This window comes from Mesorhizobium tianshanense (assembly GCF_007830515.1).
GTDB lineage: Bacteria > Pseudomonadota > Alphaproteobacteria > Rhizobiales > Rhizobiaceae > Mesorhizobium > Mesorhizobium tianshanense.
Genome location: NZ_VLKT01000006.1, coordinates 1 through 14,795 on the forward strand (window position 1 = coordinate 1; position 14,795 = coordinate 14,795).

At 60.5% G+C, this 14,795-nt stretch carries 17 protein-coding genes and 3 tRNA genes; 7 read left to right on the forward strand and 13 right to left on the reverse strand.

The annotated features are described in order from the left end of the window. Positions 1 to 95, reverse strand: a 95-nt coding sequence (locus tag IQ26_RS05925) for a GTP-binding protein (protein ID WP_032936484.1), incomplete at its 3' end; no start/stop codon positions are given. Between the two features lie 307 nt (positions 96 to 402). On the opposite strand from IQ26_RS05925, the gene IQ26_RS05930 reads away from it, so the two are divergent. Then, positions 403 to 1,290: a DMT family transporter gene (locus tag IQ26_RS05930; protein WP_145714841.1), complete on the forward strand. Its 888-nt coding sequence runs from the start codon at positions 403 to 405 to the stop codon at positions 1,288 to 1,290. 74 nt (positions 1,291 to 1,364) lie between these two features. Here IQ26_RS05930 and IQ26_RS05935 read toward each other — a convergent pair whose 3' ends face one another. Then, entirely contained in the window at positions 1,365 to 2,180 is an 816-nt protein-coding gene (locus tag IQ26_RS05935) for a sulfotransferase family 2 domain-containing protein (RefSeq protein ID WP_145714843.1), read from the reverse strand. On the opposite strand from IQ26_RS05935, the gene IQ26_RS05940 reads away from it, so the two are divergent. After that, positions 2,149 to 2,490, forward strand: a complete 342-nt coding sequence (locus tag IQ26_RS05940) for a hypothetical protein (RefSeq protein WP_145714845.1) — start codon at positions 2,149 to 2,151, stop codon at positions 2,488 to 2,490. The genes IQ26_RS05935 and IQ26_RS05940 overlap by 32 nt on opposite strands. 51 nt (positions 2,491 to 2,541) lie before the next feature. On the opposite strand, the gene IQ26_RS05945 is transcribed toward IQ26_RS05940, so the two are convergent. Continuing rightward, positions 2,542 to 2,799 carry a GlsB/YeaQ/YmgE family stress response membrane protein gene (locus IQ26_RS05945; RefSeq protein ID WP_145714847.1) on the reverse strand — a complete coding sequence of 86 codons (258 nt, stop codon included), beginning with the start codon at positions 2,797 to 2,799 and terminating at the stop codon, positions 2,542 to 2,544. Between the two features lie 159 nt (positions 2,800 to 2,958). Here IQ26_RS05945 and IQ26_RS05950 point away from each other — a divergent pair, with 159 nt between their 5' ends. Continuing rightward, positions 2,959 to 3,432, forward strand: a complete 474-nt coding sequence (locus IQ26_RS05950; RefSeq protein WP_145714849.1) for a YidB family protein — start codon at positions 2,959 to 2,961, stop codon at positions 3,430 to 3,432. A gap of 157 nt (positions 3,433 to 3,589) precedes the next feature. Here the strand turns inward: IQ26_RS05950 and IQ26_RS05955 are convergent. Both IQ26_RS05955 and IQ26_RS05960 read right to left on the reverse strand, forming a co-directional pair. Next, positions 3,590 to 3,663 (reverse strand) — tRNA-Gly (locus tag IQ26_RS05955). 56 nt (positions 3,664 to 3,719) lie between these two features. Continuing rightward, a tRNA-Tyr gene (locus IQ26_RS05960) sits at positions 3,720 to 3,804 on the reverse strand. Between the two features lie 201 nt (positions 3,805 to 4,005). Here IQ26_RS05960 and IQ26_RS05965 point away from each other — a divergent pair. Then, positions 4,006 to 4,857: a TrmH family RNA methyltransferase gene (locus tag IQ26_RS05965; RefSeq protein ID WP_145714851.1), complete on the forward strand. Its 852-nt coding sequence runs from the start codon at positions 4,006 to 4,008 to the stop codon at positions 4,855 to 4,857. Between the two features lie 76 nt (positions 4,858 to 4,933). Here the strand turns inward: IQ26_RS05965 and IQ26_RS05970 are convergent, their stop codons facing one another. The 3 genes from IQ26_RS05970 to gcl form a co-directional block, all read right to left on the reverse strand. Further along, complete coding sequence (locus IQ26_RS05970) at positions 4,934 to 5,818, reverse strand: 2-hydroxy-3-oxopropionate reductase (protein WP_145714853.1); 885 nt, start codon at positions 5,816 to 5,818, stop codon at positions 4,934 to 4,936. 86 nt (positions 5,819 to 5,904) lie between these two features. Continuing rightward, positions 5,905 to 6,702, reverse strand: coding sequence for a 2-oxo-tetronate isomerase (otnI, locus tag IQ26_RS05975; protein ID WP_145714855.1), 798 nt, complete (start codon positions 6,700 to 6,702; stop codon positions 5,905 to 5,907). A gap of 12 nt (positions 6,703 to 6,714) precedes the next feature. Then, positions 6,715 to 8,496 carry a glyoxylate carboligase gene (gcl, locus tag IQ26_RS05980; RefSeq protein ID WP_145714857.1) on the reverse strand — a complete coding sequence of 594 codons (1,782 nt, stop codon included), beginning with the start codon at positions 8,494 to 8,496 and terminating at the stop codon, positions 6,715 to 6,717. Positions 8,497 to 8,700: 204 nt separating this feature from the next. On the opposite strand from gcl, the gene bhcR reads away from it, so the two are divergent. Next, positions 8,701 to 9,519, forward strand: coding sequence for an HTH-type transcriptional regulator BhcR (gene bhcR, locus IQ26_RS05985; RefSeq protein WP_145714859.1), 819 nt, complete (start codon positions 8,701 to 8,703; stop codon positions 9,517 to 9,519). A gap of 109 nt (positions 9,520 to 9,628) precedes the next feature. On the opposite strand, the gene IQ26_RS05990 is transcribed toward bhcR, so the two are convergent. Continuing rightward, a complete protein-coding gene (locus tag IQ26_RS05990; protein WP_145714861.1) occupies positions 9,629 to 9,934 on the reverse strand; it encodes a BA14K family protein in 306 nt (101 codons plus the stop codon). A 195-nt stretch (positions 9,935 to 10,129) separates the two neighbouring features. Further along, complete coding sequence (locus IQ26_RS39090) at positions 10,130 to 10,297, reverse strand: hypothetical protein (protein ID WP_156090924.1); 168 nt, start codon at positions 10,295 to 10,297, stop codon at positions 10,130 to 10,132. Between the two features lie 155 nt (positions 10,298 to 10,452). Here IQ26_RS39090 and IQ26_RS05995 point away from each other — a divergent pair. Further along, positions 10,453 to 10,528, forward strand: a tRNA-Thr gene (locus tag IQ26_RS05995). Positions 10,529 to 11,154: 626 nt separating this feature from the next. On the opposite strand, the gene IQ26_RS06005 is transcribed toward IQ26_RS05995, so the two are convergent. Next, the gene (locus tag IQ26_RS06005; protein ID WP_145714865.1) at positions 11,155 to 11,862 is read right to left on the reverse strand and encodes a carbonic anhydrase family protein; all 708 of its coding nucleotides are present in this window, start codon (positions 11,860 to 11,862) and stop codon (positions 11,155 to 11,157) included. Positions 11,863 to 12,505: 643 nt separating this feature from the next. Here IQ26_RS06005 and IQ26_RS06010 point away from each other — a divergent pair. Continuing rightward, on the forward strand, positions 12,506 to 13,111 hold the full coding sequence (locus IQ26_RS06010; RefSeq protein ID WP_240547019.1) for a cupin domain-containing protein: 606 nt from the start codon (positions 12,506 to 12,508) through the stop codon (positions 13,109 to 13,111). 334 nt (positions 13,112 to 13,445) lie between these two features. On the opposite strand, the gene IQ26_RS06020 is transcribed toward IQ26_RS06010, so the two are convergent. Beyond that, a complete protein-coding gene (locus IQ26_RS06020) occupies positions 13,446 to 14,009 on the reverse strand; it encodes a DUF2569 family protein (protein WP_145714869.1) in 564 nt (187 codons plus the stop codon). 131 nt (positions 14,010 to 14,140) lie between these two features. Continuing rightward, on the reverse strand, positions 14,141 to 14,755 hold the full coding sequence (locus IQ26_RS06025) for a TetR/AcrR family transcriptional regulator (protein WP_145714871.1): 615 nt from the start codon (positions 14,753 to 14,755) through the stop codon (positions 14,141 to 14,143). Between the last annotated feature and the right edge of the window lie 40 nt (positions 14,756 to 14,795).

Consider the following 14,795-nt stretch of genomic DNA (forward strand, 5'->3'; position numbering starts at 1 on the left):
ATCGCCGCCGTCAGCGACGTCTTGCCATGATCAACGTGGCCAATCGTGCCGATGTTCACATGAGGCTTTGTACGCTCGAATTTACCTTTTGCCATAGTCTCTTTCCTTGGACGGCCGGGACCTTCAGTTCAGTCGAATGCGGGGCGATTAGCGACTACAGCCGAAAAACACAAGTGCCTTGTGGCCGAGCGCACGCTCACCCAGTCTGAACCCGCAATCCGGTTTTCGGGGATGTGGCGCGGATATAGGAACGCGTAAGGAGAAATGGAATGGGCGAAGATAGGTTCCGCTGACATCGGCATTCAGCGGATGGATATCGCCGCTTCCGCTTGTCTGCCTTGCCGGATTTACAGTCGGATCTGGCCCATTGCCGGTGTGGCGCCACTCTGATCTCCTGAACCGATGCATTTCATCCCGATCGCCATCCGCGGCTCGCTGCTCATGATCCTCTCGACCGGGTCCTATGTCGTCAACGACACGATGATGAAGCTCGCGACGGTAGGGCTGCCACCCTATGAGGTGCTGCTTCTGCGCGGGACGGCGGCAACGCTGTGGGGCATCCCGTTGCTGTTTTCGCTGGGCTACGCCAGGCAGATCCCGCTGATCCTCGACAGGAGGGTGTTACAGAGAAACCTGCTCGAGCTGGCGGCAATCCTTTGCTACGTGGTGGCGCTCGCCAACATGCAGATCGCCGATTCGACCGCCCTGGGGCAGATCACTCCCCTGCTTGTGCTGGTCGGCTCCTCCGTCATGTTCCGCGAGCGGATCGGTGGGCTGCGCATGGCGCTGATCGGGCTCGGTTTCATCGGAGCGGTGATGGTGGCGCAGCCGACTATGCAGGGGATCTCGATCTACGCCTTGCTGGCGCTTGGCAACGCGGCATTCGCCGCCGCGCGCGATCTGGCCGGGCGGCGGGTCGCCGCCAATGTGCCTGGAATGATCGTCGCAATTTCCGCGGTGGTGGTGGTGCTGTTCGGCTCAGGCGTCGCGCATCTGATGTCCGAGCGTTGGGTGATGCCCGAGACGCATCATTTGCTGTTGATGGCCGGGGCTGGATTGTTTCTGATCTTCGGCCATTTTTTCATCTTCATGGCCTATCGCGTCGGCCCGACCGGCGTGGTGGCGCCGTTCTACTACTGCTTCACCGTCTGGGCGGTCATTTCGGGCCTGGTGGTGTTCCAGGAATTCCCGAATGCGCTGGCGATCGGCGGCATCCTGCTGGTGGTCGCCAGCGGGCTGACCATCGTGTCGCTCGACGAGCGCAGGCGCCGGCTGACCGTGGTGGCCTAGACCTGACCTGCCCCAATATGAGGAGCATGTGGCGATCGCCGGACGTGCTGAGGGATAACCGGCGCGATCGGCACCTAAAGGCTTATCCTCGGCTCGACAAGCGAGCGTTTGGACATGAAGTGAAGGAGATTGCGCGGCGTTCGGGGGTAGATGATCCGGCCATCGCGCAAGGCTGCCGGATCGCCGAAAACATGCAGCGTTGAGGGATCGTCGAGACCGCCTTCAGGAATGCCTCCCCATTTTTGCGGATCGTAGTGGTCGACGAGAAAACCATAGTCGTAACGGCAAAACCGCATCGCCTTGGCCAGTGCCGCCGGCGACAGATCCGAGGGGCTGATTTTCCTGCCGCCGACCTGCAGCCGGGGCAGGTCGAATGCCCGTCCGCTTACGGAGGACAAAAACGCCTCCACTCTGTCCATCTGCTCGAATTTGAAGACATGTTCGAAGAGGAACAGGCTGCAGCCGGTAAAATAGCGCGGCGACGCCACGTGGAACTGGATCTCCCACGAACATGCGCAGTATTTCTCGATGTTGAAAATGAAGGTATCGAAGTCCGGGTCGACCGGAATGCCGAAGCTTTCGAGCTTCTCCTTGTTCACGTCCGGCCTGCTCAGAACCCGAGTGTCGGAGATCCTGCTGGAATAGGCTGAGAGAAGCCGCTCCAGAGGGTCGCGGACGATCGTGAACCGACCCTTGTGTCCGTCATACGCGGGAAAGAAAGGATCGACGTAGTTTGTCGCCAAATGCCCGTGAACATCATTGTCGGGGTCGAGCCCGGAGAGCGAACCTTCCTTTCCGTCGAGCGCCATGAGCGCGTATTTGACGCTGCTGCTGCCGCTCTTGGGAATGGGATAGTAGGTGATCGCGAGCTGTTTTATTTCAATCGCCATTGCCGACCTGCGCCATGTTAGAAACGCTCAACCAAGTTATCGTTTCGTTTTCGCATTCTCTGTCAAAGAAATCATGGTGGGGGCAATGCCCGACCTGCCTGTCGGAACAGGCGGTGACGCGGCTCTCGAAACAGCCTTCAGGCGTTTGCTCGATGAATTGTGGCCAATCCTGGCCGGAGGACTCGAGGCCAGCCTCAACATGCTGATCCGCGCGATTTTCAAAACGGATCAGGTAGGGCGGTTCAGAGGGTCACGGCTTCCCAGAGCGGAAAGCCGCGATATTGAATACAGGACCGAACGCGGCTGGTAGAATACGTCACGCTGCCCGCCGAAGCGGCTCCGCTTTGCCGGCTTCCGATTTCTAGAAAGCCCGCTTCCCGGTGAACTGGTGATAGGCCCAAAGAACAACCACCGCACCGATCACGGCAACGATCAGGCTGTAGATGTTGAGGCCGGTAACCCCTGACGCGCCAAAGGCGCTGAAGATCAGCCCGCCGACGACGGCGCCCACGATCCCGAGCACGATATCGAGTACAAGGCCCTGCCCGCTCTTGTTGACGATCTTGCTGCCAAGAAAACCGGCGATGACGCCGAGGATGATCCAGCTTAATATTGACATTTTCCTCTCCATTCCCCGCCCTCAATTACTTCCACATCATCAAGAAAAGCTCAAGCCAACTTGAAATTCGTGATTGCGGAAAGCTCCAGCCAACTTGAAATTCAACTCGAATGAGTCATTGTGGGGATGGGATGGGCAACATTGACATGGAGATCCACAATGGGACTGTTTGACAATGCCGTTCCCGGCGGCAACGTCGCCAAGCCACTAATGATCGCGCTCGGTGCGTTGCTGGTTGGAAAAATGCTGAGCGGCAAAAGTGCCGACCAGACGGACCAGGCTCAAAGCCCCGCCCCCGCGCCTTCCCCATCGGGGACGACCACATCCGCCGATGGCGGCCTGCTTGGCGGACTGGGTGGTCTGCTCGACAGACTGAAAGACGCCGGCCACGGCAATACCGCCGATTCGTGGGTCGGCACCGGGCAGAATCGTCCGATCCAGGCCAACGATCTGGGCAATGCGCTAGGCCCACAGGTCATTCGCGAGATCGCGCAAAGGGCGGGGATGAGCGAGCAGGACGTGGTCAAGCAATTGTCCGCGGCTTTGCCTGGTATCGTCGACAAGCTGACGCCGAACGGACAGGTGCCGCCGCAGAATCAACTCGCGTCGATATTCAGCAAGTTCGCCAACTAGCTCGCCGCGCCTCGTTGGACGCACCACGAAGCTCCAACACCTTGAATTTCAATTGCGGAGGGTCCCGTCCGCAAAGCGTTTCGATCTGCGCTGCCCTTGGCTTGGGATCATGCGTCAGACCTGCCGGGCAGAGGATGGAAATCTGGAGATGGAAATCTGGAGCGGGTAGCGGGAATCGAACCCGCATATTCAGCTTGGAAGGCTGCTGCTCTACCACTGAGCTATACCCGCGCCTTTTCAGTTAAGCATCGCGATGCATTTCCGTTTCAAGGCTTCCGGGCTGGCAGTGGTGGAGAGGGTTGGATTCGAACCAACGTAGGCTAAGCCAACGGATTTACAGTCCGTCCCCTTTAACCACTCGGGCACCTCTCCAGCCTGCCATCGAAGCCTTGCAAACGAGGCATTCTCGCCGATCAGGGTCGAAACCTCCGGTTTTGTCCGAAATCAGCGAAGCGCCTTATGGCGGCAAGGTCATTGGGTGTCAACCGCGCAGCCAGGCTTTTTCGCTGTTGTTCGGTATCCGCCGCAACGTGCCATATCCTTAGCCGAAGCAGGCGGTTATAGAAGCCAGCCATGAGCAACAAGTCAGGCACCCCCAAAGATACCCACTATGCCAAGCTGCGCCGCGCCCATCGCGACGAGAAGACCGGCGGCGCGCCGGCGTTCAGGCCGCGCCAGCCAATACCGCCCGGCGAGAACGCCGCCGACGGGCTGGTGCGGCTTTACGGCCTGCACACGGTGCGGGCCGCGCTCGACAATCCGCGCCGACGGATCAAGAAGATGCTGGTGACGCGCAACGCCGCCGAGCGGCTGGCAATCGCCGACCTCGCCGCCCTGCCCTTCAAGGCCGAGTTGGTCGAGCCGAAGGATATCGACAAGGTCACCGGCTCCGATGCCGTCCATCAGGGCGTGCTGATCGAGGCCGAGCCGCTGAAGCCCAAGCGCCTCGATGCGCTGGGTGACGCAAGGCTGGTGCTGGTCCTTGACCAGATCACCGACCCGCACAATGTCGGCGCGATCCTGCGCTCGGCGGTCGCCTTCGGCGCCGGCGCGCTGATCACCACGGCGCGCCACAGCCCGCAGGAATCCGGCGTGCTGGCGAAATCGGCCTCCGGCGCGCTGGAGCATATCGACCAGATCGAGGTGAAGAACCTCGCCGACGCGCTCGGCCAGTTGCACGAGGCCGGTTTCCAGACCATCGGCCTCGATTCGGACGGACCGGCGGAACTCGAGAAGAGCTTTGCCGGGAAAAAGATCGCGCTGGTGCTGGGCGCCGAAGGCAAGGGCCTGCGCCAGAAGACGCGCGAGACGGTGACCACGCTCGCCCGGCTCGACATGCCCGGCGCCATCCGTTCGCTCAACGTGTCGAACGCCGCGGCGGTGAGCCTTTATGCGGCGAGGAAGTTTTTAGCGAGTAGCGAGTAGCGAGTAGCGAAAGGCCGATCAGAGCGGCACTACGGCTAGCAACCACTATTCGCTATTTCCTATTCGCTACTCGCTTCTATCCCACCTCATGCCCCGCCATGCGCTCCAGCGCTCGAACCAGCGCCGAATGATCCTCCTTGGCGCCGCCATTGGCCGCGCAGGAATTGAACAGTTGCTGCGTCGTCGAGGTGTTGGGCAGCGCAACCCCTAGCACCTTCGCGCCCTCCAGCGCCAGGTTGAGATCCTTCTGGTGCAGTTCAATGCGGAAGCCCGGCGCGAAGCTGCGCTTGATCATGCGCTCGCCATGCACTTCGAGGATGCGCGAGGCGGCCAGCCCGCCCATCAGCGCCTGCCGGACCTTGGCTGGATCAGCGCCGGCTTTCGATGCAAAAACAAGGGCTTCGGCGACGGCCTCAATGGTCAGCGCGACGACGATCTGGTTGGCGACCTTGGTGGTCTGGCCAACGCCGTTCGGCCCGACCAGCGTGATGTTCTTGCCCATCTTTTCGAACACCGGCCTGGCGCGCTCGAAGGCTTTTTCCTCGCCGCCGACCATGATGGTCAGCGACGCCGCCTTGGCACCGACCTCGCCGCCCGACACCGGCGCGTCGAGATAATCGCAGCCGAGATCGTTGATCTTTCTAGCGAAAACCTTGGTCTCGATCGGCGAGATCGAGCTCATGTCGATGACCAGCTTGCCCCCGGTCAAACCCGAGGCGACACCGTTGTCGCCGAACAGCACATCGGCCACCTGCGGGGTGTCGGGAACCATGGTGATGACGATGTCGGCAGCTTTCGCTACGGCGTCATGGCCGGTGACGGTCTTCAGACCCTTAGCGACGAGGTCGGCCGGCGGTTTCGAGCGGTGGTCGCTGGCGACGACATGATAGCCCGCGTCGAGCAGATGCCCCGCCATCGGCGCGCCCATGATGCCGAGACCGATGAAGCCGATGGTTTCCATTGTTGCTCTCCAAATGACTGTGTGAAACGCCCCCTCATCCGGCCGCTACGTGGCCCGAAGGGCCGGATGAGGGGGGCCCAAGGCGCTTAGGCCGCAGCACTCCCCCGCCCGGCAAGTTCCCGGAACCAGCCCAGTCCGGCCTCGGTCCCCGCCTTCGGCTTGTACTCCGCCCCGATCCAGCCGGAATAACCAATGCTGTCGATGTGGTTGTACAGGAAAGGAAAATTGATCTCGCCCGTCCCCGGCTCGTGACGGCCGGGATTGTCCGCAAGCTGGATATGCGCGATGCGGCCGAGATTTGCCTCGATCGTTCGGGCGAGATCCCCCTCCATGATCTGCATGTGATAGATGTCATATTGCAGGAACAGGTTCTTCGAGCTGACGCGGTCGATGAGCGCCAAGGCCTGGTCCGAATAGTTCAGGAAGAAGCCGGGAATATCGCGCGCGTTGATCGGCTCGATCAACAGCTTGATGCCGGCCTGTTCGAGCTTTTCCGCCGCGAAAGCCAGGTTTTCGGCGAAGACATCTTCCAGCACTGAACGCTCGACGCCCTGCGGCGCGATGCCGGCGAGGCAGTTGACCTGTTCGCAACCCAGCGCATGCGCATAGGTGATCGCCTTGGCGATGCCTTGCCGGAATTCCGGCACCCGGTCCGGCAGCACGGCGATGCCGCGCTCGCCCTTGCCCCAGTCGCCGGCCGGCAGGTTGAACAGCACCTGCGTCAGGCGGTTCTTCTTGAGCCGCTCCGCAACCACCTCCGGCGCATGGTCATAGGGGCCGATATATTCGACACCCTTGAAACCGGCGCGGCCGGCGGCATCGAAGCGATCGAGGAAATCGTGCTCGCCAAAGAGCATCGAGAGATTGGCTGAAAAACGCGGCATTTTCCTCTCCATTCAATCGAGCATCACGATCGCCGTGGGGGCGTCTTCATGATGTTCGGCAAGCTCCTCGAATTCGGTGATCTTATCGATTTCGGTGCCCATCGAAATGTTGGTGACCCGCTCGAGGATGAATTCGAGCACGACCGGAACTTGATGTTCCTTCATCAGGCGATGGGCCTCCTTGAAGGCGCCGGCAAACTCCTCCGGCTTGCGCACCCTGACGGCCTTGCAGCCCATGGCTTCGGCGACGGCAACATGGTCGACGCCGTAGCCGGCTTCAGGGTTTTCCTTCCGGTTGACGTTCTCGAAGGCGAGGCTGACCTCGAAATCCATCGAAAAGCCGCGCTGTGCCTGACGGATCAGGCCGAGATAGGCATTGTTCACGACGACATGGATATAGGGCAATCCGTGCTGTGCGCCGACCGCCAGTTCCTCGATCATGAACTGGAAATCATAGTCGCCGGAAAGCGCCACGATGTTGCGGTGCGGATCGGCGGCGCGAACGCCAAGTGCCGCCGGCAACGTCCAGCCGAGCGGGCCGGCCTGGCCGCAATTGATCCAGTTGCGCGGCTTGTAGACATGTAGGAATTGGGCACCAGCGATCTGCGAAAGCCCGATCGTGGTGACATAGGTGGTGTCGCGGCCAAATGCCTTGTTCATCTCTTCATAGACGCGCTGCGGCTTCAGCGGCACCTGGTCGAAATGCGTCTTGCGCTTCATCGTCTTCTTGCGGCCCTGGCATTGCCTGGCCCAGCCGGACCAGTCGCGCAGTTTCCCCGCCGTCTTCCACTCGGTGGCGACGTCGAGCAGCATTTTCAGCGCCGCGCCGGCATCCGAGACGATGCCGAGATCCGGGGCGAAGACACGGCCGATCTGAGTGGGCTCGATATCGACATGGATGAACTTTTTTCCCCTGGTGTAGACGTCAACGGAGCCAGTGTGGCGATTGGCCCAGCGGTTGCCGATGCCGAAGACGAAGTCGGCTTCGAGCATCGTCGCATTGCCGTAGCGATGCGACGTCTGCAGCCCGCACATGCCGGCCATCAGCCGGTGGTCGTCGGGAATCGCACCCCAGCCCATCAGCGTCGGGATCACAGGCACACCGGTGACTTCCGCGAACTCGATCAGCAGGTCCGAGGCATCGGCGTTGATGATGCCGCCGCCGGCGACGATCACAGGCTTTTCCGCCGCGTTGAGCATCGCCATCGCCTTCTCCGCCTGGCCGCGCGTCATTGCCGGCTTGAACGGCACCAGCGGCTCGTAGGCATCGATATCGAACTCGATCTCGGCCAGTTGCACGTCGACCGGCAAATCGACGAGAACCGGACCGGGCCGCGACGAGCGCATCAGGTGGAACGCCTTCTGCAGCGCCATCGGCACGAGATAGGGCTCCATGACGGTGACCGCCCATTTGGCGACGGGTGCTGCGATGGCGGCGATGTCGACGGCCTGGAAATCCTCCTTGTTGAGACGCGCCCGCGGCGCCTGGCCGGTGATGCAGAGGATGGGAATGGAATCGGCCGCGGCCGAATAGAGCCCGGTGATCATATCTGTGCCGGCCGGACCCGAAGTGCCGATGCACAGGCCGATATTGCCTGATTTGGCGCGGGTATAGCCTTCTGCCATGTGCGACGCCGCCTCGACATGGCGCGCTAGGATGTGGCGGATGGTGCCTCTCGCCTTCAACGCCGAATAGAACGGGTTGATCGCCGCGCCCGGCACGCCGAAGGCTGAGGTGATGCCTTCCTTTTCGAGAACGAGAACCGCTGCGTCGACCGCGCGCATCCTGGTCATTTCAGCCTCCACGGAATTTGTTGATGGCCGAGAATGCCAGCGCGCCGATGATTTTTCAATTTTTTCAGAATATTTTTTCATTTCTAAAAAAACGGTAATTAGCTTCTGATTTCATTCGATTTTTCGTTTTTCAGATTTTGGTTCGTACAAGCTAGTGAAAAACTTTTTCATTGCGGACTTGGAGAAATCGGCGAGAATGGCGCCATGGAAACGACCGAAAAACGCCAGCGCGGACGGCCGCGCGCCTTCCACGGCCCATCCGAGGCCGCCTCGGTGCAGTCGCTCGACCGGGCACTGCGTATTCTGGCGATCGTCGCCGAAGGCAGCGGCCTGTCGCTGAGCGAGATAGCCGCGCAGAGCGGGCTTGCCGCCTCCACCGCTTATCGCATGCTAACGACGCTGGAGAACCACGGCATGGTCGAGTTCGACGGCACCGGCCAACTCTGGTCGATCGGCGTCGAGACCTATCGCATGGGCGCAGCGTTCCTGCGCCGCCGCAAGCTGGTCGACCGCGCCCGCATCGTCATGCAGGAGCTGATGGAGAAGACCGGCGAGACCGCCAATCTCGGCGTCGCCGAGGATGATTGCGTCGTCTTCGTCAGCCAGGTCGAGACGCATCAGGCAATCCGCGCCTTCTTCCGGCCAGGAACGCGCAGTTCCTTTCATGCGTCGGGCATCGGCAAGGCGGTGCTGGCGCATCTCGAGCCGGAGCGCGTCGGCGCCATCCTGCGCCGAGCCGGGCTGGAGCGCTTCACCGAAAAGACGCTTTCCGACATCTCGGCCCTGGCCCGCGATCTGGTGACGATCAAGCTGCGCGGCTGGTCGGTCGACGACGAGGAGCGGCACCCGGGCATGCGCTGCGTGGCCGCCGCCATCTTCAACGAATTCGGCGAACCGATCGGCGGGGTTTCGGTCTCCGGCCCGACCGTCAGGGTGACGCCGGAACGACTGGCCGAGATCGGCCCACTGGTGCACGATGCAGCAGCCGAAGTGACGAAGATGATCGGCGGCAGGACGCCCTGAATGCTCCGCGCAGCATGCCCTTCGCCGAGAGCGACAGTCGATCGCCCTTTCAGACAATGAAAAAGGGGCCGTGGGGTGCCCCCTTTTCCGGTTGCCTGAAACGGTTCTCCTAGAGCCGGCAGCGGTGACGGTAGCCGTCGTAGCCGACATAGGTGTCCGAATACGGATCGTAGGTCCGATAGCGCTCGAGGCAGCGCCGAACATGCCACGAACCGCCGTGTTCCTCGACATAGACGGTGCGCGGCTGGGCAAGCGCGGTGCCAAGCAGGAAACCGCCAACGCCGGCGGCGATGCCGATGCCAATGTGCTTGTTAGTGTGCTTGTGATGGGCGGCCGAAGGCTGAACGGTGCCGGCCAGCATGGCGGCGGCGACGGTGGTGGCGATGAGGCCGGAAACGATGGTGCGCTTGAACATTACGATCTCCTTGCTGCGTTGAGAGAGGCGATCCATCCGCCTCTTGACCATCAGTCGTCGCAGCAAGGAAAAAGGTTCGACGGTTTTTTGGTTTTTCCGAAGGCGCAGAAGCAGCCGATCTGAACACAGGATCTGCAGTCAGCCGCAATGACGACCGGCGAGGAGCGCCTGTCGGCAGTCCACCGGCTGCAGGCCTCAGCCCATGCCGGTGATATGGCGCAGCCAGAAGGCGAGCGCAATGAAGCCGATAATGGTGGCGACGCCGGTCCAGTCGACATTGGCGTTCTTCACATCCTTGATGAGCTTCACCAGGAGAATCCAGGCCACGACGACGATCAGGGCAATGACGACAAATCTGATCATGCGACACCCTCGCCTATGCGATTGCATTCGATCAATATAGGAAGCGAATTGGCCGATTTCAGGATGCCCGCGTCTGCCGTTCCGCGTGTTCGCCGGCAACCGAAACGGAGTTTTTGTCTTTACTGGCGCAACAAATATGCTAACCGGAGCGCCATGCCCTTGTAGCTCAGCTGGTAGAGCAGCGGTTTTGTAAACCGAAGGTCGGCGGTTCGATTCCGTCCGGGGGCACCAGAACACGGGAGCCGGCCGGCATCTTCTCTCCCGGGCATTTAATGCGATTCGACTAAAATTCTCCCGTGAATATTAGCAATCACTCAATTTGGCGCACTGACAATGTCTGTGCGGCGGGGGTCAAACAACGGGTGGTGTCATGCGAAGCGACTTTGCCGCAGCGCGCGAGCTTCTGGAGTGCGCCCAAAATCGGCTCTGCGGCAAGGACGAAACGAGCCAACGCGTCAGCGAGGCACTCGACACCCTGATCGAAGAAATAGCCGTCGCGGAATTCCGCAAGGCGCCGTTGACGGTTGTGCCGTTTCCGCGTGCGCGGCCATCTAAGCATGCTCGCTAAAACTGTTGACCGCGACTCCCGGCACAGACGGTATCGGATGGTTGCTACGGCAAACATTACTTTACCATCGGTCATGACCTGAACGATGTATCTACCGCGATCATGGAATTACGTGAATCGCCAAGCTCGGTACTATCCACCGGCGGCGGACCTGGTATCCGCCCGGCCGGCGCCGTCAGGCGATCTTATCCCACGCGCGCCCCCAAGAGGCGCCGGCCATCTTCCCAACATGGTGGTCGCTGGCGTCCGGGCGTCAGTGCGACGCACCACCCGCCCGGATAAGCCATGCTTAACTGAAGAAGGCAACATGCCCAGTCGCCACGTCGTGCATCGCCCAGACGATGCGTAGTTCCCCGGATTCAACAAGCTCCTTCATAATCGGGCTCTTTGAAGTGAGCATCTCGGCGGCGAGCTGCGCATTCATTTTCGCCACTGCCTGAACGAACTGCGCATTTTTGGAACTGCGCTCACCGTCGCTCGTGGCCGCGTCCACGGCGGGCCGGATATTGGCCAGGGTGGCAGTGAGATTTCCGAGTTGAACGTTGTCGACGGCTCCCTTGATGGCGCCGCATTCGGAATGCCCCAGCACAACTATCGCGCGAGAGCCGGCCACTTTCGTCGCGAATTCGAGGCTGCCGATAGTGTCGGTATTAACGAAATTGCCGGCGATGCGGGCGCAGAAAATGTCACCGATGCGCTGATCGAATACGAGCTCCGGCGGCACGCGCGCATCCATGCAGCCGACAATTGCCGCAAAGGGCGCTTGCCCGGTCGATGTGGCCTTCACCTGAGCCAAGAGATCGCAATTGATCATCTTGTTCGCGACGAACCGTTCATTCCCCGCCTTCAAAAGGTCAATAGCGGCATCTGGACTGACGCCTTGCTGGCGCTCACGGTTGTAAACAACGCATTCTGACGACTGAGCGTGTGCCTGGGTGGCAGCAAAGGTTGCTGCGGCAAGCGGCAGACAACCGCAGAAAACACGGCGAGTAAGCATCGGGACCCCCTTGAGTTAGCTAACTACAAGATGATCCTTGGTTGCAATCGTTCGGTCAAGAAACGGTCTCCCTGCTGGTTAAAGATTTACACTAAAAGCCGCTCGCATTCGAAGACAAGCCCGCGCCTCGGGCGGAGAGCGCGGGCCCGATCGGGTTGGGGCCCGATCTGCAGCGGGCAAGCGGGGCAGGCCCACTGCTCACAGATAACCATTAGAAAGCACTAATGTTCTGCTTGACGAACACTCCCGCCACACCAGAATCTCAATATATGGCGCGATATGGCGCGGGATATACTCATCGGGGATGAGATTACGCTGACTGCCACCATTCTGAAGGTTCTTCCGAATGGCCGCGCAAGCGTTAGCATCCTTCTTAACTTCCTGTATTCGCCCCTGCCCAGCCACTGCCAGTGCCGCGCCAATGGCGACGACAGACGAAGCGACAAACCAAAGAACGATCCATCACATGCCGCCCGTCCTCTCCTAGGGAATGCTTAGCGCGTTTGCGCCTTACGCTGGAGGATAAGCTTAAAGTAGATCTCGCGAAAACGCTGCGGCACCGAGATCTTTGCCTTTGCTGTGCCGGTGTTCTGAAACTGCGAGCGGATCCATGTCACGCTGTGGAGATGTCTACGAGAACAAGGTGACCGGCGAAAATGGAGTCATTCTGCGCGGCACCGAAGACCGGGGCCAAGGGCCAGGCATCGTTCATCTAACCGCTCGTCCGGGGGCGGCGGTGGTGGGCGAGCACTTCCACCCGAACATGATTGAACGGTTTACCGTCGTCAGCGGCCGGCTCGATGCCTGTATCGCCGGGAAGACCTTTTCTCTGGAGCCTGGCCAATCCGCCACGGTCGAGCCAGGCGTTGCGCACGATTGGTGGAACAGCAGCAAGACCGCTGAAGCGCAGGTCCTGATCGAAATCGAACGGGCGAACGGTGCGGACCACATTGACCCGAACCGTTTCGAGCTGCTGATCGGCATGCTCTTCGGGTTGGCCAATGCTGGCAAGGTCGGCCGGAAAGGCAGGCCTTCGCCGCTTCAGGCGGCAGTCATCGCCAAGGAATTTGCCGACGTCATCGTCTTCACGCGGCCCCCACCTGCAATTCAGCGGGTGGCACTGGGAATCCTGGCGCCGCTCGCCAATCTGCTTGGCTATCGGGCGATCGACCCCGCCTACTGCAGGCCGCACGCCCATATCACTCCGGCCCCCGAAATCCTTGCTCTGGCAGGCCTTCCGGCTGCCTGATCTCGATGTTGCATCTAGAGGCGCCCCAGCGTTCTTTCGGCATGGCTGCGCCTTGCACTCTCACGACACCCGTTGTGCGCCTGAGGATAGTGATATTTGGCCCGGCATTGACCACCTCGCTGACCGCCATCGAGCCAATAGTACCAAGGATATGGCGCAACAAATATGCTAACCGGAGCGCCGTGCCTTTGTCGCTCAGCCGGTGGAGCAGCGGTTTTGTAAACCGAAGGTCGGCGGTTCGATCGCGTCCGCGGGCACCGGTTTCCGGCCGACGATCCGTGAGAAGCCAATAGCTCCTCAAGGTTTCCGAGATAGATGCCAATCGCTAGCGCCTCTATGACGCATTCGCGACTTGACCAGATGCGCCCTCGGTGAACGTGTTCCTCACCCTGACCGACTTGTAGACGTAGGCGACCCAAATGCCCGTCAGGGCAAAAGTGACTACGGGCGCTATCAGCGCATTTCTGGTAAGCACCTGGCTCACCGGGATGCCAAGAACCGCCAAAATCCACGCCGTGTTCAAGAGAAACACCATAGGTATTGCGAACCACTGGTACAGGAATAGCTGCTTGAAGCGGTAACTCCGTCGCAGCATTGCAACGAACACAACCACCTGGAACACCGCAAACGCCAGCAAGAGGGCAACCTCTCCGTAGACCGCCAAGGTGCCATTTGGGAGCGTCATGAGTTGCTGGTAGCCGTCACTCGACGAACCCAATGCGACGAGTGTGCGCAGCGGGGACAAAGCCTGCCCAATCGCAAGCAGCATCAGCCAGCCTCCAAATCCCGCAAGGTCCGCTGAATTCTGTGAGGGCTTGATCGCAGACCGAACAGCGAAAAAGACAGGCACGCCAATCAGCAGCAAAACTATTGCCCAATGCCAGAGCGAAAAATGCATTTACCCTTCCCCTTTTTGCATCCTTAAGGTGTATTATCTTTTTATAACAACTCAAGGGGGAATTCACGCAGATCAGTCCCTTTGATCAAGAAATCTGTTTTTCCCGATCATTCCTGACAGGGTTACCCGCTTCACACCGCAATCGCCGCCACCAGAATCCGATTCTGCCGGCGTATCGCCGCGCGCAGTTCCGCGATCCTGGCCCCGTCGCGCTTCACGAACTCGATGAACATCATGTTCATGTTGTTGAACACCAGTTCGCCGAGCGCCTGCCCGTCGATATCGCGGCGCACTAGGCCGAGCGTCTGCAGCCTCGCGATCAGCGCGCGGATCTGCTCGGTCAGCGCCCGGTCTAGCGCGGTGTAGGCCTGGCCGAACGGGCTGTCGGGCAACTGCGTCGAGATCGCCATCGCCTGCCGCCACATCTCCTTGCTGAGATAGTGCAGCGAATGCTCGATGTAGATGCCGATCAGCGTGTCGAGCGCATCGCCGACATTGGCCGGCGGGTTGGCGACGACACCGTGCCCGGCATTGAGCACCTCGTTGACCTCCATCGAAACGATGGCGCCGAGGATATCGCCCTTGTTCTGGTAGTAATTGTAGATCGTGCCGATCGAGACCTCGGCCTGCGCGGCGATGGTCTCGATCTTGGCGCCTTCATAGCCGGCGTCGCGGAACAGCGCCGCCGCCGCCTCGATGATGCGGCGGTGCCGATCCGCCTTTTGCCTTGCCCGCAATCCACTCATGAAACGCTATCTGGCATAAAAACAGAATTGACTCAATTTT

Bases quoted from the DNA above. Each gene is read 5' to 3' on its own strand.
- IQ26_RS05930 (WP_145714841.1), top strand. From the start codon at position 403: ATGCATTTCATCCCGATCGCCATCCGCGGCTCGCTGCTCATGATCCTC.
- IQ26_RS05935 (WP_145714843.1), bottom strand. From the start codon at position 2,180: ATGGCGATTGAAATAAAACAGCTCGCGATCACCTACTATCCCATTCCC.
- IQ26_RS05945 (WP_145714847.1), bottom strand. From the start codon at position 2,799: ATGTCAATATTAAGCTGGATCATCCTCGGCGTCATCGCCGGTTTTCTT.
- IQ26_RS05950 (WP_145714849.1), top strand. From the start codon at position 2,959: ATGGGACTGTTTGACAATGCCGTTCCCGGCGGCAACGTCGCCAAGCCA.
- IQ26_RS05965 (WP_145714851.1), top strand. From the start codon at position 4,006: ATGAGCAACAAGTCAGGCACCCCCAAAGATACCCACTATGCCAAGCTG.
- IQ26_RS05970 (WP_145714853.1), bottom strand. From the start codon at position 5,818: ATGGAAACCATCGGCTTCATCGGTCTCGGCATCATGGGCGCGCCGATG.
- otnI (WP_145714855.1), bottom strand. From the start codon at position 6,702: ATGCCGCGTTTTTCAGCCAATCTCTCGATGCTCTTTGGCGAGCACGAT.
- gcl (WP_145714857.1), bottom strand. From the start codon at position 8,496: ATGACCAGGATGCGCGCGGTCGACGCAGCGGTTCTCGTTCTCGAAAAG.
- bhcR (WP_145714859.1), top strand. From the start codon at position 8,701: ATGGAAACGACCGAAAAACGCCAGCGCGGACGGCCGCGCGCCTTCCAC.
- IQ26_RS05990 (WP_145714861.1), bottom strand. From the start codon at position 9,934: ATGTTCAAGCGCACCATCGTTTCCGGCCTCATCGCCACCACCGTCGCC.
- IQ26_RS39090 (WP_156090924.1), bottom strand. From the start codon at position 10,297: ATGATCAGATTTGTCGTCATTGCCCTGATCGTCGTCGTGGCCTGGATT.
- IQ26_RS06005 (WP_145714865.1), bottom strand. From the start codon at position 11,862: ATGCTTACTCGCCGTGTTTTCTGCGGTTGTCTGCCGCTTGCCGCAGCA.
- IQ26_RS06020 (WP_145714869.1), bottom strand. From the start codon at position 14,009: ATGCATTTTTCGCTCTGGCATTGGGCAATAGTTTTGCTGCTGATTGGC.
- IQ26_RS06025 (WP_145714871.1), bottom strand. From the start codon at position 14,755: ATGAGTGGATTGCGGGCAAGGCAAAAGGCGGATCGGCACCGCCGCATC.